The following is a 17787-nucleotide window of genomic DNA, read 5'->3' on the forward strand; positions in this document are numbered from 1 at the left end:
ATTTCTTGGTGAATTTGGTCTGTGGATTAATTGCCTATTGCCATCAGCCTAAGAAGCCCTCTCTCAATATCAATGCGTTTTTCCTCCCTTCGGCTTAACCCGAACTCAGGTTACCTTATTAAAAATAGATAATAAGCTCGATGTAGAGCCAATATATTTATTAAAAATGACTTGCCCCAGTACCGGACACATTCATGCCTTGCGCGTTCCGCCTAATATGAAATCGGCGCGTGAAGCGATTGGCTGGGTGAATTGGGGAATCGATCCTGAAGAATTTTCTGTGCAAACCTAACACCCTCTCCAGATGCGAGAAATCGCGTCTCTATAAAATATGGGTTGTGCTTCTTGGGGGTTCATGTCTCTAAACGCGATCGCGCTTACAGCAAACTCCGCACAGGTAACGTAAATCCAGGCACCACATCCTCACCACTCAAAACCGCTGTAGCGGGATATTGGGTAACTGAGCCATCTGGACGATACACCCAAGCTTGCTGATTTTGACGGTCAAACAACCATCCCAAACGTACTCCGTTATCGATATACTCGCGCATCTTTGCCTGGAGCGTTTCTAAACTATCAGATTTAGAACGAATTTCGATAACAAAATCGGGAGCCAAATTTAAAAACCTATCTTCTTGCCGATCCCAATCTTCTGCCAAGCGTCCTTTAGCAACAAAAGCAGCATCCGGCGATTTAATCGCTGTATTTGCTAACTTGAACCCCGTACTGGGACCAAAAACATCTCCTAAATCGTGAGTTTCCACCCAATTCAGCAGATAGGCTCCTGCTTTGAGTTCTCGATTCCCAGAAATTCCTCCAGTTGGCGGCATAATTACCAATGACCCGTCAGCGTTCCGCTCAAATTGTAAATCTGGATTTTTAGAACTGATGAGCATCAATTCTTCATCAGTTACAGTAGCCCAAGAAGACTGTACCATCGGTTTTTGCCCTTGCAGAATCTCGAAAAAATCAATGGCGTCATCGTTACAGAATCGAAGACACGCGATCGCCATACTGAGATTTTAGCGACAGCGCGATCGCGCGTTGCGCTGACAAGTCAGTTCGCCTCTTTCCTGTCTTTTTTCCTTGTTCTTAGGGTCTTTCGAGTTCATTACGCCAAAAGCGATCGCCCTCATCAATAATCCAAGCAACCCCGAACGCCATAAAATTAAATAATATTAAGAGTCTCAGTCTCTCTGCCTAAATACCCAAAACTATATATCTCATGAGTTTTGCTGAACTTGCAGCCCAGTTGAATGTTGGGACAATCTGGCCTGAGGGGATTTTAATTGTCACCCTTTTGGCAGTTCTCGTCGTTGACTTGATTATCGGACGGTCGTCCTCGCGCTTCACCCCCTATATCGCGATCGCGGGTCTACTCGCCTCTATCGTCGCCTTGTACTATCAATGGGGGAACACGAACACCATCGGCTTCTTGGGTAGCTTCAACGGCGATGCCATGAGCGTCGTCTTTCGCGGCATCGTTGCCTTGTCTACCGCCGTCACCATTTTGATGTCGATCCGCTACGTAGAGCAAAGCGGCACCTCCCTGGCAGAATTTATTGGGATTATGCTCAGCGCCACCATTGGGGGAATGATTCTGTGTGGTGCAGATGAGTTGGTGACGATTTTTGTCGCCTTAGAAACCCTCAGTATCTCGTCCTACCTGATGACGGGATACATGAAGCGCGACCCCCGTTCCAATGAAGCAGCGTTAAAATACCTGCTGATTGGCGCTTCGAGTACAGCAATTTTCCTCTACGGTGTCTCGCTGCTGTACGGACTATCGGGAGGAGAAACGAAGTTGAGCGCGATCGCCACTGGCATTGCCAGCGCGAACGCTGACTTATCCTTAGGACTGCTGATTGCATTAGTCTTTGCGATCGCCGGGATTGGCTTCAAAATTGCCGCCGTTCCCTTCCACCAATGGACACCCGACGTTTACGAAGGTTCGCCAACACCTGTTGTAGCCTTCCTCTCCGTCGGTTCAAAAGCCGCTGGATTTGCCCTCGCCATCCGCCTAATGGTGACAGCTTTCCCCCTCGTCACTCAAGAGTGGCATTTTGTCTTCACCGCCCTTGCAGTCTTGAGCATGATACTGGGTAACGTCGTTGCTCTTACCCAAACCAGCATGAAACGTCTGCTGGCTTACTCTTCCATTGCCCAAGCTGGATTCGTCATGATCGGTTTGATTACCGGCACCGAAGAAGGTTATGCCAGCATGGTGTTTTATATGCTGGTTTACCTGTTCATGAACTTGGGAGGCTTCGCCTGCGTGATTCTGTTCACCCTGCGAACGGGTACGGATCAAATTAGCGAATACGCGGGACTGTATCAAAAAGACCCGCTTCTGACCTTGTGCTTGAGTATTTGTCTGCTGTCCCTGGGAGGGATTCCGCCCTTGGCTGGCTTCTTCGGAAAAATCTACCTGTTCTGGGCAGGTTGGCAGGCGGGTGTTTACGGCTTAGTCTTACTAGGGTTGCTCACGAGCGTCGTCTCGATTTACTACTACATCCGTGTCGTCAAGATGATGGTGGTAAAAGAACCCCAAGAAATGTCTGACGCCGTGAAGAATTATCCAGAAATTCGCTGGAATATATCGGGAATGCGTCCTTTGCAAGTGACTTTAGTGGTGTCGTTAGTGGTGACATCCTTGGCAGGGATTTTGTCTAACCCGTTGTTTACCCTAGCGAATAATTCAATTATCCGCACGCCAATGCTGCAAGCATCGGTGCATAACACAGTAGCGACGCAAGACCTTGCTCCCTTAGAATCTATGCTTCCTCCGGCTGACTCGGTTAGCCAAATCCAGCCTCAGCTTGATTCCAGCGCCAAGATTTAACATCCTGGCGTCAAGGTTAGGACAAGGGATAAGCAGGACTCCTCTCGCCTAAAAAACGTAAAAAGTCCTTTCTTAGGAAAACCCGGCTTCTTCAAGAAGCCGGGTTTTGACTATTTGGGCGAAATGTAGCGTGTATTTCGGCTTTCGAGCGATCGCATCCACTGGCGCTTCTCATCCCTGGACGCTCATCAGGCGGACAGTTAGAATGAGCGCATAAATCTATCCCTAGATAGATGAGCAGATAAAACGATTGCTGACCCAAGAGGTTGTTTTATGTCGAATCTTCGCTATTCGCCCAAACTTGCTTACGTCCAGCATTCGACCGGCAAAAAGTTGAAATTAGGCGGCTATCGACCCGACACAAAGGATGCGAACGATAAGAAATACTCGGCGCATCGATTTCAAGCCGAAAAGCTGCCGCCAAGAGTCGATTTGCGTCACTACCTGACTCCGGTAGAAGATCAGGGGGACGTGGGAAGTTGCACGGGGAATGCGATGGCGGGAGCTTACGAGTACCTGGCAATGCGCCAACTCGGTACCGCCGGGGATGTAAGCCGGTTGTTTATTTATTACAATGCGCGATCGCTCGCCGGAGAAATCGATGAAGACGCTGGAGCAACACTTCGCAATTGCATTCAGGTATTGCGAAAGATGGGCGCTTGTTCTGAGTTAACCTGGCCCTATCACCCAGAGCGGTTGTTTCACCGTCCCCACGACCAAGCTTATGAGGAAGCAACCCAATTCTTGATCGACGATGCTGAGCGAATTGACGTGGATTTGTACGCCATGAAGCATTGTCTAGCCGAGGGTTATCCGTTTGCCTTTGGGTTACAGCTTTTCGATTCGTTCATGAGGGAGGGAAATAAGGGGATTCCCATGCCTAACCCGGAGCGAGAGGAGTCTCAAGGCGGTCACGCGATGTTGTGCGTCGGCTACTCGGACAAAGATCGGGTATTTGTGGTTCGCAATTCTTGGGGCGCACACTGGGGAGACAAGGGATACTGTTACATTCCCTACGACTACATGACCAATCCCGAATATTGCGATGACTGCTGGACGATTCGCAGCGTCACTGACCTCGACTATAGCCGGGGCGTTTGGAGTGATGATGACGCCTCCTTTTTGGATGACATTATCCCGCTGATTGGCGATGCTCTCGATATTTCAGACGGCGACATCGGCAGTGACGAGGAAGAGTACGAAGAAGCCGTCGCCGAAGACGAAGAGTATGTCGAAGAGGAAGATGAAGAATACGTCGAAGACGTTGAAGACATAGAAGCCGTCGCCGAAGACGAAGAATACGTCGAGGATGAAGAGGAAGAATATGAAGAAGTCGTCGCCGAAGACGAAGACTACGTCGAAGACGAAGATGAAGAGTACGTCGAAGATGAAGAGGATATAGAAGCCATCGCAGAAGACGAAGACGGAGAATACGACGAAGATGAAGAAGCTGTAGAGGAAGAAGAGGAAGACGAAGAATACGTCGAAGAAGAAGAGGATATAGAAGCCGTCGCAGAAGAAGAAGACGAAGAATACGAAGACGAGGAATACGACGAAGACGAAGAAGCTGTAGAGGAATACGATGAAGATGTCGAGGAGCTAGACGAAGAGTACGACTCAGAAACCCTCGAAGAAGAGTAAAATCCGGAGAGCGAGTAGTGCCATAGCCCTTTGGACATACGCTTTGCGATCGCGCAAAATAATCGTCACAAAACAACTCAAGACAATCGATGGTATTACTGTTAGGTGATTTTCAACCATTAGCCGCGATCGCGACCACTCCTACGGGTGCCCAAAAACTACAGCCGCTTTGTCAATCCACGGGTGCTACTCTTTGGGTTCCAGAGTCTCTCACTGATGTTGTAGAGGCAAGGGCGATCGCGTCAGCCAAAGTTTATCGCGGTTCCCTCAAAGACCACCTAGCGACGTTGTGGAATACGCATCGGGGCTTTGTTTTCTGCTTGGCATCTGGAGCAGTGGTGCGCTTGATTGCACCCTTGTTGCAAGATAAATACCGCGATCCAGCAGTGGTCGTGGTGGATGAAAATAGCCAATTTGTGATTAGTCTGTGTAGCGGTCATCAGGGAGGGGCGGATCGGTTGGCACAAGCGATCGCGCTTACGATTGGGGCAACACCAGTCTTGACGGGTGCCTCCGCTGGTTTAGGACTACCCGCAGTGGATATGCTGGGCGTTCCTTTCGGCTGGAATCGAGGCGAGGGAGATTGGACGGGCGTTAGTGCAGCGGTAGCGAGAGGGGAACGGGTACAAGTCATTCAGGAAGCGGGTTCTCCTTTATGGCAAAGTCATCTTCCCCAAAATCATCCATTTGATTTTGGGGTTCCAGAATATCCCGCCAGTCAATCAGAGATTGTTGAATCTAACCAAGAACCCGATGATCCAAAATCATCCCCGGCGAGGATTTGGATTAGCCCCACCCGGCGACAATTTTCCTCAGAATTGGAGCAGCCAAAAGTCCAGTGGCATCCTAGAGTCTTGTGGGTGGGAATCGGCTGCGAACGAGGAACCTCGAAAGCGTTGATAGAAATAGCGATTGGGCAGGTGTTTGAGAAAAATCACTTAGCCCAAGAAGCGATCGCCGGAATTGCCACCATCGATATTAAAGCCGATGAAGTTGGGTTAGTGGAATTATGCCGCGATCGCCATTTGCCTTTGCGAACTTTCCCGGCGGATATCCTGCGTTCTGTTAGCGTCCCCACGCCCTCAGCGGTTGTGGAAGCAGAAGTCGGAACACCCAGTGTTGCAGAAGCCGCAGCGATTCATGCGGCTTCTGTAGGGGCGGAAGGCATTGCACTGCTGAAAGTGGCAAAACAAGTTTTTAAGTTAGAAGGTCAACCAGGGGCGGTAACGGTCGCGATCGCGCAATCCGAGCGAGAATATACAGGTCGCACGGGCTGTTTACTGCTAGTAGGTACGGGACCTGGAAAATTAGACCAAATGACCCCAGCGGCTCAAACCGCCGTATCCTGCGCTGACGCCATTATTGGCTACTCTCTCTATATCGACCTCATTTCTCCTTTGCTGCGTCCCGGACAGATTGTCGAAGCGTTACCGATTACCCAGGAACGTCAACGGGCAGAACGAGCAATAGAATTAGCGAATTGGGGCTTAACCGTAGCGGTTGTTTCTTCTGGAGATTGCGGCATCTACGGCATGGCTGGGTTAGTCATGGAAGAACTCCAAGTAAAAGGCTGGGATGGCAAAACGCCAGGAGTACAGGTGTTTCCGGGAATTACCGCCCTGCAAGCCGCTGCCTCGCGGGTGGGTGCGCCTTTGATGCACGACTTCTGCGCGATTAGTTTGAGCGACTTGCTGACCCCCTGGGAGGTGATTGAAAAGCGCCTGACAGCCGCCGCGCAAGCAGATTTTGTTACCGCACTTTATAATCCGCGATCGCAAACTCGCACCCAACAAATCGCGATCGCCCAAAGTATCTTTCTGCAATATCGCGATCGCCAAACGCCGGTAGCGATCGTGAAATCAGCTTATCGAGAAGACGAAGAAATTACTCTGATTACACTTGAGAAATTACTCGATACTCCCATCGATATGCTGACAACGGTACTGATTGGCAATAGCAGCACTCGCACCCACGCCGATTGGATGATTACCCCCCGCGGCTACTTGGGTTTTGACGCCGGTTTTGACGCCAAAATCCGTTAATTTATTCGGCTTCTCTGTTGAACAAAAAGTTTAGCCCACTAGCCACTAGACTCAGAACAATTGAACCTATCAAAGCCTGCCCGAAACCAGCGATACTAAAACCGGGAGTAATCGCCCCAGCAATCAAAATTGTGATGGCGTTAATCACAAACAGAAACAACCCTAGGGTCACGAGCGTCAGCGGCAATGTCAAAATTACCAAAAGGGGTTTGACAATTGCATTCACTAAGCCCAAAACAATCGCAGCAACCAGCGCAGCCAGAAAATTTGTGACTGTAAAGCCGGGGACAATGTATGCAGTAATCATTAGCGCGATCGCTGTAAGTAGCCAAGTCACTAAAAAGTATGGCATAAGCTTTCCTTAAACCTCGCTCACTCACAATTTTAAGGGTCTGGTTCGCATCTAGAAGGATTCCAGAATACACTAACCTGAAAGATAGCCAACTCTATAGCGTGTTTTGAAGCGCTTTTCTATGATCTTTCGGCAACTCGCTGCGTTCCTACTAACAATCGTTCTCGTTATCTGGGCATTTCCAGCCCAAGCAGGATACTACCCGCCTCCCTTGTCCTATAGCAATGCCGAACTGAAAGCCAAGGATTTCTCCGGTCAAACTTTGCAGGTGGCTGAGTTTTCCAATGCCAACATGGAACTCGCTAACTTTGAGGGTGCGGACTTAAAAGGGGCGATTTTTAGTGCATCGGTGATGACGAATGCCAATTTACACGGGGCAGATTTAACCAATGCAATGGTCGATCAGGTAAAACTCAACGGCGCGGATTTAAGCGATGCCGTTTTGGTGGAAAGTATCCTATTGCGTACTATATTTGACGGTGTAAATATCGCTGGTGCGGACTTCACCGATGCAATTTTAGATGGGGCGCAAATAAAAGAACTCTGTATTAAAGCATCTGGTGTAAATTCTAAAACTGGTATCGCAACTCGTGAGTCTTTGGGGTGTCGATGAAGCGTGTAGGAGTAATTGGGGGGGGACAGCTAGCCTGGATGATGGCAGGTGCAGCGGAGGCATTGGAGATTGAATTGGTGGTGCAAACGCCCAATCCGAGCGATCCAGCGGTCGCGATCGCATCTTCCACCATTTTTGCTCCCATTGATGATGCTGCCGCTACAGCCGAGTTAGCGTCTCGCTGCGATGTCATTACTTTTGAAAACGAATTTATTAACCTGAACGCTTTAGATTCTCTTGTCCAGCAAGGCGTCTGCTTTCGCCCTAAGCTGGAAGTATTAGCCCCGCTGTTAGATAAATACGATCAGCGCTGCTATTTAGAAGATATCGGCTTGCCAACTCCCAGTTTTACAACGCTGGAGGGAGACGCCGAGAATCAGGAAGTCAATCTTTCAAAATCCTTCACTCACCCCTTGAACCTCCAAGACCTGGATTTTCCCGTCGTTCTAAAAGCCCGACGCGGCGGCTACGATGGTCAAGGCACCTTCATTATTAAAGATAGCCACGCCCTAGAGTCAACTTGGCAGCGACTGAAATATGCGCCAGTGTTGTTAGAAGAATTTGTGCCTTTTGAGCGAGAATTAGCGATTATTGCCGCTCGTTCTGCCGCAGGCGAGGTGGTGACTTACCCAGTCGTAGAAACTCAGCAGGTCGATCAAGTGTGTCGGCGTGTCTTAGTGCCCGCGGCAATTACGCTAACGGTGGAACAAGAGGTGAAAGCGATCGCACATACGCTTCTAGATAGCCTGCAAGCGGTTGGCGTCTTTGGCATTGAGCTATTTTTAACTCCAGCCGGAAAAGTGTTGGTCAATGAAATTGCCCCCCGCACTCACAACTCCGGACACTTCACCCTGGATGCCTGCGAAACTTCTCAATTTGAGCAGCAACTTAGAGCCGTCAGCGGTCTCCCTTTAGGCAGTCCCGCTCTCAAAAGTGCGGGTGCTGTCATGGTAAATTTACTCGGTTACGAGCATTCTCAGAGCGATTATCTTGCCAAACGGCAACAGCTAGCTGAGTTATCTCACACTCACGTCCACTGGTACGGCAAAACCGAATCTCGTCCCGGTCGAAAACTCGGTCACGTCACCGTTTTGCTAGAAACAGCCGACCGTTCTGAGGCAGAAGCAATCGCTCAAACCATTGAATCTATCTGGTATTCAGAGGAATGAGGGAAGAGGACTGAGGACTGAAGACTGAGGACTGAGGACTGAGGACTGAGGACTGAGGGCTGAAGAGTTAGGACTGAGGACTGAGGACTGAGGGCTGAGGAGTTAGGAGTTAGGACTGAGGACTGAGGACTGAGGACTGAGGGCTGAGGAGTTAGGAGTTAGGACTGAGGACTGAGGACTGAGGACTGAGGGCTGAGGAGTTAGGAGTTAGGAGTTAGAGGTTGGGAGGTATGGGTTAGGAGTGAACACAGGAGAGGGGAACTAAATGAGATTCTTCTACTCCCCCACGGCCTAGCTCCTTTGCTATAATAATTTTTAGGTTAGGCTGCGGCGTTGGTGACTGCCAATAACGTTTTTTGATCTTGCCTTGTTCTAACGGGAACCAAAAAGCTTTGACAGCAGTAGACCGGGCAAGTACCCGGAAACTTTAAGTCAGACATTAGGTGCCCACCTGGTTTATCCAGGTCATAAACTGAGGTAAAACGGCGTTGCGGTGAACCTCATAGAATTAAAATCCCCTTGTCCAAGAGATAAGGGGATTTTTGTATCTTACTTGGCTGAAAGTTTTAAATTTTGATTGTATTTCTTAAATAATGGATGCAAAGGTGCCAACTTTGGATCGACAAATGATAATTATTTAGCGTTAGGCGCTAGGATAATTGAATTCGTATCTAACTACAGTTAGAAAATAAAAAGTTTGTTGCAACTCTTAAATACTACTTCAAAATTTCCAGCTGAGGTATTCAAGCTGGACAACGGCTTAACAGTGATTTATCAACACATCCCAGCGACACCAGTGGTTGTGGTAGATGTTTGGGTGCGGGCGGGGGCGATCGCTGAGACAGAAGAGTGGTCGGGAATGGCTCACTTTCTGGAACACATGATTTTCAAAGGCACCGACCGACTGCCGCCCGGTGTATTTGACCAAGTAATTGAAAATACCGGCGGCATGACGAACGCGGCGACCAGCCACGACTACGCCCATTTCTTTATTGTTACAGCCGCTCAGTATTTAGAAAATACCTTGCCTGCTCTGGCAGATATTCTCTTAAACGCGGCGATCCCAGAAGAAGAATTTATTCGGGAACGCGATGTAGTTTTGGAGGAAATCCGCCAGAGTTATGACGATCCTGATTTTATTGGATTCCAAGCCCTGACAGAAAGTATTTACCAACGCCATCCTTACGGGCGTCCCATCTTAGGAACAGAAGCGCATCTGATGGAGCGATCGCCCCAAGAGATGCGTCGCTTCCATCGCTCCCACTACCAGCCGGAAAACATGACCGTCGTCATTGTTGGGGGAGTTGAGAAAGAACCTGCACTAGAACTGGTAAATCGCTCGTTCCAGCACTTCGCCCCGCCGTTGGAATGTCCTCTGGCTGAAGCCGAAGCCGAACCTCCGATGATAGAAATTCGGCGTCAGGAAATCCACTTACCTAGGCTAGGACAAGCTCGTCTGATGATGGCATGGGTGGGACCCGGTGTAGAGCAGTTGCGAAATGCCTACGGCTTAGACTTGATCTCGGTACTGTTGGCAGAAGGGCGGTCTTCCCGGCTGATCAGGAACTTGCGAGAACAGCAGCAATTAGTCCAGAACATTAGTAGTAGTTTCTCCCTACAACGGGATTCCAGTTTGTTTACGATTAGTGCCTGCCTCGCACCAGAGAATCTAGATCGAGTAGAGGCAATCATTGGCGATGCGATCTCCGAGTTGCAAAACGCTCCTGTTTCCGAGGGAGAACTTTCTCGCTGTAAACGCCTGCTGTCGAATGACTATGCTTTTTCTACAGAAGCACCCAGCCAGCTAGCGGGGTTGTATGGCTATTACAACACCATTGCAGCGGCTGAAGTCGCCACGACTTATCCCGAAAAAATACAGTCTTTTGAGAACACAGAACTTCAGCAGCTGGCACAGCAGTATCTCTCCCCGTACCGCTATGCGGTCACAATCCTCAAACCTTGTTAGCTTGAGGAGAGGAGTGATGAGTCATTCGTCATTAGCGAGTCGTAAGTTGTTCCTAGCACTCACGATCGATGACTCATCGCCGACGATCAATGACTAAGGACTCTACAACGAATGACTCAAAGTGTGACGCGATCGCTCGCCAACCCAACTATCCACCGCAGTGTTTTAGACAACGGCATCGTATTAATTACGGTGGAAAATCCAGCGGCTGATATCATTGCTGGTCGAATTTTTGCACGGGTTGGAGGTCGGTGGGAGCCACGAGAAAAAGCTGGACTTTCTCACCTGCTATCCACGGTACTCACCAAAGGAACCGATCGCCTTTCTTCCCTAGAAATTGCCGAGCAAGTAGAGTCAGTGGGAGCCAGTCTCGGTGCTGATGCGGCTGCGGATTATTTCTTGCTGAGTCTCAAAACAGTATCCGCAGATTTTCCGGAGATGTTGCAACTGGCAGGGGAATTATTGCGATCGCCTAGCTTTCCAGAAGCCGAGGTGGAACTGGAACGGCGTCTCGCTTTGCAGGATATTCGCTCCCAGCAGGAACAGCCGTTCACCATCGCCTTCGACCAGCTGCGGCAAGCCATGTACCAGAATCATCCCTACGGATTCTCCAGCCTGGGCACCGAAGCTACCGTCTCTGGTTTAAGCCGCGCTGACCTCCAGCATTACCATCAGACGTATTTCCGTCCCGATAACCTAGTTATCAGTATTGCCGGTCGCCTGACTCCCCAAGACGCCACTGATTTGGTTAATCAAGTGTTTGGAGATTGGCAGAGTGGAACCACCCCTCTACCTACCCTCAGTCTGCCCCAAATCACCCCTGAACCCATTTCTTGCGCTACCCCACAAGATACGCAGCAATCCATCGTGATGCTGGGCTACGTCGCGCCATCCGTGCAAGAAACCGACTACGCCTGCCTGAAACTGCTCAATACTTACTTGGGCAACGGTCTTTCTAGCCGCTTGTTTGTGGAACTGCGCGAGAAGCGGGGATTGGCTTACGATGTCTCAGCTTTTTATCCGACTCGGCTAGAAACCTCTCAGTTTGTGGTATATATGGGCACGGCACCGGAAAACACCGCGATCGCCTATGAAGGCTTGCGAACTGAAGTGGAACGCCTTTGCACCACTCAACTGAGCGATCGGGAGCTACAAGCTGCCAAAAACAAGCTGCTTGGTCAATACGCTCTCGGCAAACAAACCAATGCTCAGCTGGCTCAAGTTTTCGGCTGGTACGAAATTTTGGGGCTGGGAATTGAGTTTGATACCGAGTTTCAGGAAAAAGTTACCAGCGTCACCCCAGAGTTGATCCAAAAAGTGGCTTCCCGGTATTTTACCGAACCTTATGTCTCTCTCGTTGGTCCAGCCGAAAAATTAGACATTAAAAATTAAAAAAGGAAAAAAGTAAAAAGACAAAGTAAAAATGAAAGATTTTTTCTTGAACCTTTTCGCTTTTTCCAATCGCGTTGTAAAGTCAAGAGGAAAAAGCGATGAAAAAAACATCCTTTTGCCTTTTTGTAAACTCAAGAGGAAAAAGTAAAAATGAAAAAAAACATTCTTTTGCCTTTTGCCTTTTTACTTTTACCTTTTATGGCGATCCCCAGTGATGCCAAAGAAATCGCCCAAACATTTCCATCCGCAACCGTTACTCGGCAAACGTTACGACCCGGTAGCCAAGGAACAGAAGTAGCGGAACTCCAGGCAGCCCTTAAACTATTGGGTTACTATAATGGCGACGTAAATGGCGTGTACGGGGAAAATACCGCGATCGCAGTTTCCCGTTTTCAGCAAGCCGCTGGTTTAGCACCGGATGGAATCGTGGGTGCAGAAACCTGGAAGCGTTTATTTCCAGTCGCCCCACCATCGGAATCTACAGCAGCCGCGACGCCACTGGTTATCCCGTCTCCTTCAGCTTCAACAATTTCTACCACTGGGGCAGCATCTTTTCCCGTCCCAACTACGACAAACACCGCTGCCAATCCCAGACCCGCGGCAACTTCCCGTCCCAGTGTGAATGTTCCAGCCTCCAACAGTCCGGCAACGACTGCCAGAACCCCCAACCGTCCGGCAATCGCTGCCAGAACCACCGCTAACCGTTCCACAACCGCTGCTCCTAGCTCTCAGACACGGACGAACCCGCAGCAGCCCAGACAGCTCGATTTTCCAGTTCTGAGGCTGGGAACGCAAGGCCCAGCCGTTACCAGTTTGCAACAGCGCCTGCGAACCCTTGGCTTTTTCAAAGGAACGGTGAATGGTGTCTTTGATGCAACGACTCAAACTGCGGTAAAAGCTGCTCAACAAAGATTTAAGCTAGACGCCGACGGTGTAGTGGGTCCAGCGACTTGGAACGTTTTGCTGCGTTAATTAAATAGCAATTATAAAAAAATAAAATGACACAAATCCGTTTTCTTGATGAAAACGGTTTTTTTAAGCTTTTTTGAACAACTGCGTGCTGTTTTCACGGACTTCTTCCTTTCGATTTTTCGATCTCAATCCTTGGATGGAGGAGACAATCCATTCTCAGATAGAGAGATTCAGGCAAGACTAACGGATATCGTATTGCTTATAAAGACAAAACAGCTAAGTAAATAACTTTCTTAGCTTGTAGTTGCCAATCAATCTAAAAAAATCAGGGTCTTCTCGGTTTCCTGATTGACACAAAGAGTTCGATCGACATTCATGTACAACCACCCTAAAACCGATAACAATCAAAGGCCTAAATCGGTCTATCAGGGTAGAGGCAATTCTGAACGGGTTTCCTACCAGAATGAGTACCTTAAAGGTCGCAATTCTGAACGTCGTTTTCAGGAACAGAGCTATCTCGTTGATGAGAATACCAATGCCTTGACTAATTTGCTGATGAATCTTGCTTTCACATCGATTGTAAGTTTCCTCGTTGGAACTCTGTTCTTCGTTGCTCAGCGAAATGAATCTTCTCTACCCTCTGTGCCTGTTCCCAATGACAGTCCCTCTCAAAGCATCGAGAAAAAGACAACCATCTTTGAAAGAACTGTAGATAAATATTCAGGAAATTCAGGAACTCGTTCCAGCACCTCAATAACAAGCAGGACAGGGGACATTGAAAACAATGTTTCTAACTCTGCGCGAGGTAGGCTCCTAACCTTGCTAGCTAGGCTTGGTTGAGACAGCGTTGCTCAAATCTACTGACCATAAACAGTTTTAAACATCCTTTTCTGCCTTTAAACCATTCAGGAGTTGTAGTAATACTCATGTCTAACCTACAAAATCGCAATAACGATAACCGTGAAGTTCCCCAGAACCCAAATCAGCCGGTTTCTCCCCATAATCCGGTTGGCCCAACTAACACGGTTCACGGGAATGGCACTGTAGACCCAGGCAAAGTGACCTCCTATCGAGATGGTTATGTCCACGGTCGCGTTTCCGAGCGCCGCGTCAACGAGGAAGGACAAGAAATCCGCGATAATAATAATGCCGCCAGAGGCTTGTTGATAGGGATTGCCCTCACCTCTCTGCTAGGGTTGACCCTCGGTGCCCTCTACTTCCTCAACCAACGAAATCAGCAGGTAGAAGAGTACACTGCGCCTGCGCCTGTGGTGGTTCCCGTACCTTCCCCTTCACCTTCAGCTTCTGTTGCACCGAACTCAACTGCACCAGATACGTCTTCATCGGGCGCTTCTCAACAGCCTACACAAGAGAGAATTATCGAAAGAACCACAGTTGAGAAGGCTCCTACGGTGATTCAGGTTCCTCAGACACAAAACGCACCGCCTGCTCAAAGAGCGCCAAATGTAAACATTACAGTTCCTCCGAGTTCCGGGCAACAACCGACTCGAAATCAGACAAATATTAACGTAACGCCTTCTCAACCGTCGAACTCAACTCGAACGAATACTTCTGGGACTACTCAATCAAGTCCTAGTACAACTCTAACCGCGCCTTCAGTGCGTCAGAACTCAACTCGAACGAATACTTCTGGCACCACCCCAGGCACCCAAAATCCAACTGGCACCACACCGAATAGCGGTGCTACCACCAATGGAACCACCGGCACCACACCGAATAGCGGTGCTACCACCAATGGAACCACCGGCACCACACCGAATAGCGGTGCTACCACCAACGGAACCACCGGCACTACACCGGGAAGCAGTTCGACCACCAATGGAACCACCGGCACCACACCGGGAAGCAGTTCGACCACCAATGGAACCACCGGCACCACACCGGGAAGCAGTTCTACAACTGGTGGGTCAAGCAGTACGGGTCAATAACGACTAAAATTTTGCAATCTAGCCCCCTCCTAATATTGGAGGGGGCTTTGTCATCGGTGTATCGCAAATCTTTCATTTTTGAACTAGCATTTTTAAAGATTTCGACACATAAAGGGATATGAATTTAATTTAACGAACGAGTTAGGTTGGAGAATCAAGTGCTAATTTAAATATAGGCACAACGAAGTAAGAACCTTCGACACCAAGTTTTCGGATTCGAGCCTGTGTCTCCCGCTCTTATCCAACGCAACACCGAATCTCGGTTGTATTTCTCTAATAAATGTAGCGATCGCGCTGAAGTTCATTCGCTTCTTTTTGAATTTGAACTGTTGGTCGCGGATCTAGATCATTGCCTGAATCGGCGTAGGGAATGCAAGATAGTTAGAAAAGGTTTGTTGCGAATTAAGTCCACCCTAGTAGAGTTAGTTTTTGGTTTCGTCAACTTTTCTTGAAATTTTCCTCTTTCGTTTGACTAACCTGACCATTTATAGCTCGTTCATAAACCCGCCAGTAGCCTAGGCGGGTTTTAGTTTTTATACTGAAGCGGAACGCCTAAAGGCGTGGCTAAACAAATTAGTATTACTGGCAGAAAGCTTTTATCAATTCCCAAATTTCAGGCAGGACGTTTCCTAAACTGTGATCGTCCTCTAGTTCGATAAATTTAACCCAAGGGCGTGAGGCGGCGTAGTTGCGGCTAGCTGCAATTGGAATCACTTCATCGTGACGCCCATGCAGAAGCAGAGTAGGAATGGGGCGCTGTAGCTGTTCGTCTTGATATTGGGCGGCGTCGGTGACGAACTGGTAGTGCAGAGGAAGCGATCGCTTCTCGCCATAGTGATATACCGGCAAATATTGCTCTGTCTGCCATTGTTGCAGTTGTTCTTCCCCCAGTCGGAGCAACCAGTGAGTCAGAAACTCAAAAGCCGGAGCTAGCAACACTAACCGCTGAACCTGGGGGTATTTTTCTCCCACCCAAGCTGCGGTTAACCCCCCCAAACTGGAGCCTATGACAGTAACAGGCATTGAGTTTGGGGGAAATTCAGCGGCGACTTGCTTTATTTGCCGAGTTATCGTCAGATGGGAAAAATCGCCTTGGTTGAAATCGGGGATTGTCAAGGGGATTTTCAGGGAAGATAAGCGATCGCGCAGATAGATCGCCTTCGTTGACTGGGGACTAGAGGCAAATCCATGCAGATAAAGATAATCAAGCATCCAATTGGGCAGTAGTTTCCGGCGTATCAACCGCTAAAAATTTCGCTCCAGCGAACCTGGAAATCCTTGTCCTCTATTTTTCCCCGCCCGTTGCCCCTTTTGTTGTCGTCGCTGTTGCATCAGTTGGACAAACTTGGCGCGTTGCTCTGGAGTCATAACTTCTCGCATTTCTAACATACTTTCAAACCGCAACTTTTGTAGCTGCTGCTGCAACTCTTCAACTTGCTGATTTTTAGAGCGAATTTGGCTGGCGGAAGCTGTACTATTCATCAGTGTCGCTAGCTCTTGCCGAGCTTGACGTAGAGTTTGCTGGCGCGGCGCTATCTGGGTTCTATACTTCTGCCGAATCGCCTGCATTTGCTGCATTTGCTGTGGGGTAAGATTGAGTTGCTGAAGGAGTCCATCCTTGTTGCCTCTTTGAAGACGGCCACCCGGCGAATTTTGGGCAATTGTTTGAGAAGATTGGGGATTCGGATCGGCAAGAGCAACCGCACTCCCTATAGATAGTATGAGAACCGCTAACAGAGAAATACGATTTAGGGACATGAAAACAATCTCCGTCGTTAGTAGTAATTAGTAATTAGTAATTCGTTAAGACGCAATTAGCCATTCTTCATTGGTCATTAGGCAGTAGCAATAAGATCGTTCAGGACAACTGATTATTACCCATACCGATTCCCTAAAAAAGCTAATTTTCTGAGAGCAACCAATCAGCTTCTGCATCTTGGCTGCTCGACGACGCGGGCGTTTCACCCGCGACAACACTATCCCAGTTCGTCGCCAGAAATGCTTCCAGTTCTGCGGTGTTTTTGGATGCAGTCGATGCAGTGTTAGGCACCAGCACGCGGTATCCTGCCCAGCTAACTAACAGACTAGCAACAAGGGCAGAAGGTAAAATCCACCTCTGTCGCCGCCATTGCGGCTGTGAAGGCGCAGATGCTACTGCTTGCATAATCTGGCTCTCTAAATCGGGTGCAGATGGGGGAACATAACCCCGGTGTTGGCGCAGAAACTCTACTAGGGGTTTGTCATCATCGGGGAACTGAGTCATAGTTGGACTCCTTGCTTCTGGAGAAATTGCCTCATGGAGGTTCTAGCATGAAAGAGCCGCGATTTTACTGTGCCAACTGGAATCGACAAGATATTTGCAATCTCTTTTTGCGGAACGTCTTCTAAGTCGTGCAGAACCAGTACGGCGCGATGCTCGAAACTTAGCTGTTGCAGTCCGCGCTGCACTAAATCTTCATAATGTAAGTGCATCAGAGTGGGAGATTCTTGTTGACTTGGGAAGGCATTGGTAGCGCTTTGCTGTAAAGACGCAAAATTTCGGGTTTCTACAGCAAATTGCCGCCGCCGATCGGAAGCGACATTCCAGCTAATGCGATAAAGCCAAGTCGAAAAATGGGCGGTTTCCCGCAATTTTGGTAATCCCTTCCAAGCGCGTAAGAAGACTTCTTGCACCAAATCATCTAAGTATGAGGTACCGCAGAGTTGGTAAAGAGTTGATCTAACGCGCTGCTGATGGCGCTGGTAGAGTTGCTGAAAGCTCTGCTTGTTGCCTTCTTGACACCGCTTTACCAGGTAAGCATCGGTGTCGAGATGGAGTTTTTCGTTGGGTTGATCGCCCATTAGCGCATTGATTGGTACAGCTGGCACCGATTGGCTCTCTCTTACCACTGTTGGATTTCTAATGCTTT

At 48.8% G+C, this 17787-nt stretch carries 16 protein-coding genes, 1 other RNA gene and 1 pseudogene; 12 read left to right on the plus strand and 6 right to left on the minus strand.

Going from position 1 to position 17787, the window contains the following annotated elements; all coding sequences use genetic code 11:
- Positions 1-112 precede the first annotated feature (112 nt).
- Positions 113-292 (plus strand): annotated as a pseudogene (locus tag NDI34_RS18520) (hypothetical protein); the annotation flags it as partial.
- An 85-nt stretch (positions 293-377) separates the two neighbouring features.
- Here the strand turns inward: NDI34_RS18520 and NDI34_RS18525 are convergent.
- Positions 378-938 carry a Uma2 family endonuclease gene (locus tag NDI34_RS18525; RefSeq protein ID WP_190526385.1) on the minus strand — a complete coding sequence of 187 codons (561 nt, stop codon included), beginning with the start codon at positions 936-938 and terminating at the stop codon, positions 378-380.
- 12 nt (positions 939-950) lie between these two features.
- Between NDI34_RS18525 and NDI34_RS18530 the strand changes: the two genes are divergently transcribed.
- From NDI34_RS18530 to cobJ, 4 genes are all read left to right on the plus strand, one after another.
- A complete protein-coding gene (locus tag NDI34_RS18530; protein ID WP_190678533.1) occupies positions 951-1142 on the plus strand; it encodes a hypothetical protein in 192 nt (63 codons plus the stop codon).
- An 83-nt stretch (positions 1143-1225) separates the two neighbouring features.
- Positions 1226-2842 (plus strand): NAD(P)H-quinone oxidoreductase subunit N, encoded by a 1617-nt coding sequence (locus NDI34_RS18535; protein ID WP_190984729.1) that lies wholly within the window; start codon positions 1226-1228, stop codon positions 2840-2842.
- 273 nt (positions 2843-3115) lie between these two features.
- Positions 3116-4483, plus strand: a complete 1368-nt coding sequence (locus NDI34_RS18540) for a C1 family peptidase (protein WP_348233442.1) — start codon at positions 3116-3118, stop codon at positions 4481-4483.
- Positions 4484-4572: 89 nt separating this feature from the next.
- Complete coding sequence (cobJ, locus tag NDI34_RS18545) at positions 4573-6525, plus strand: precorrin-3B C(17)-methyltransferase (protein WP_348233443.1); 1953 nt, start codon at positions 4573-4575, stop codon at positions 6523-6525.
- A 1-nt stretch (position 6526) separates the two neighbouring features.
- Here cobJ and NDI34_RS18550 read toward each other — a convergent pair whose 3' ends face one another.
- Complete coding sequence (locus NDI34_RS18550) at positions 6527-6877, minus strand: phage holin family protein (protein ID WP_190412944.1); 351 nt, start codon at positions 6875-6877, stop codon at positions 6527-6529.
- A 121-nt stretch (positions 6878-6998) separates the two neighbouring features.
- Here NDI34_RS18550 and NDI34_RS18555 point away from each other — a divergent pair, with 121 nt between their 5' ends.
- The 7 genes from NDI34_RS18555 (at position 6999) to NDI34_RS18585 (ending at position 14878) form a co-directional block, all read left to right on the plus strand.
- Positions 6999-7490 carry a pentapeptide repeat-containing protein gene (locus tag NDI34_RS18555; RefSeq protein WP_190682082.1) on the plus strand — a complete coding sequence of 164 codons (492 nt, stop codon included), beginning with the start codon at positions 6999-7001 and terminating at the stop codon, positions 7488-7490.
- On the plus strand, positions 7487-8659 hold the full coding sequence (locus NDI34_RS18560; RefSeq protein WP_348233444.1) for a 5-(carboxyamino)imidazole ribonucleotide synthase: 1173 nt from the start codon (positions 7487-7489) through the stop codon (positions 8657-8659). The genes NDI34_RS18555 and NDI34_RS18560 overlap by 4 nt, the downstream gene beginning before the upstream one ends.
- 319 nt (positions 8660-8978) lie before the next feature.
- Positions 8979-9160: non-coding RNA, 6S RNA (ssrS, locus tag NDI34_RS18565), on the plus strand.
- Positions 9161-9356: 196 nt separating this feature from the next.
- Complete coding sequence (locus NDI34_RS18570; RefSeq protein ID WP_348233445.1) at positions 9357-10625, plus strand: pitrilysin family protein; 1269 nt, start codon at positions 9357-9359, stop codon at positions 10623-10625.
- Positions 10626-10736: 111 nt separating this feature from the next.
- The gene (locus tag NDI34_RS18575; protein WP_190414569.1) at positions 10737-12017 is read left to right on the plus strand and encodes a pitrilysin family protein; all 1281 of its coding nucleotides are present in this window, start codon (positions 10737-10739) and stop codon (positions 12015-12017) included.
- Positions 12018-12167: 150 nt separating this feature from the next.
- Positions 12168-12989 (plus strand): peptidoglycan-binding domain-containing protein, encoded by an 822-nt coding sequence (locus NDI34_RS18580; protein ID WP_190536096.1) that lies wholly within the window; start codon positions 12168-12170, stop codon positions 12987-12989.
- Between the two features lie 866 nt (positions 12990-13855).
- Positions 13856-14878, plus strand: coding sequence for a hypothetical protein (locus NDI34_RS18585; RefSeq protein WP_348233446.1), 1023 nt, complete (start codon positions 13856-13858; stop codon positions 14876-14878).
- 579 nt (positions 14879-15457) lie between these two features.
- Here the strand turns inward: NDI34_RS18585 and NDI34_RS18590 are convergent.
- From NDI34_RS18590 to NDI34_RS18605, 4 genes are all read right to left on the minus strand, one after another.
- Positions 15458-16090 (minus strand): YqiA/YcfP family alpha/beta fold hydrolase, encoded by a 633-nt coding sequence (locus NDI34_RS18590; RefSeq protein WP_348233447.1) that lies wholly within the window; start codon positions 16088-16090, stop codon positions 15458-15460.
- A 33-nt stretch (positions 16091-16123) separates the two neighbouring features.
- Positions 16124-16636 (minus strand): Spy/CpxP family protein refolding chaperone, encoded by a 513-nt coding sequence (locus tag NDI34_RS18595; RefSeq protein ID WP_348233448.1) that lies wholly within the window; start codon positions 16634-16636, stop codon positions 16124-16126.
- Between the two features lie 142 nt (positions 16637-16778).
- Entirely contained in the window at positions 16779-17141 is a 363-nt protein-coding gene (locus tag NDI34_RS18600; RefSeq protein WP_190678554.1) for a hypothetical protein, read from the minus strand.
- Positions 17138-17719 carry a sigma-70 family RNA polymerase sigma factor gene (locus tag NDI34_RS18605; protein WP_348233462.1) on the minus strand — a complete coding sequence of 194 codons (582 nt, stop codon included), beginning with the start codon at positions 17717-17719 and terminating at the stop codon, positions 17138-17140. The genes NDI34_RS18600 and NDI34_RS18605 overlap by 4 nt, the downstream gene beginning before the upstream one ends.
- Between the last annotated feature and the right edge of the window lie 68 nt (positions 17720-17787).

This window comes from Trichocoleus sp. DQ-U1 (genome assembly GCF_039961925.1).
GTDB lineage: Bacteria > Cyanobacteriota > Cyanobacteriia > Cyanobacteriales > FACHB-T130 > FACHB-T130.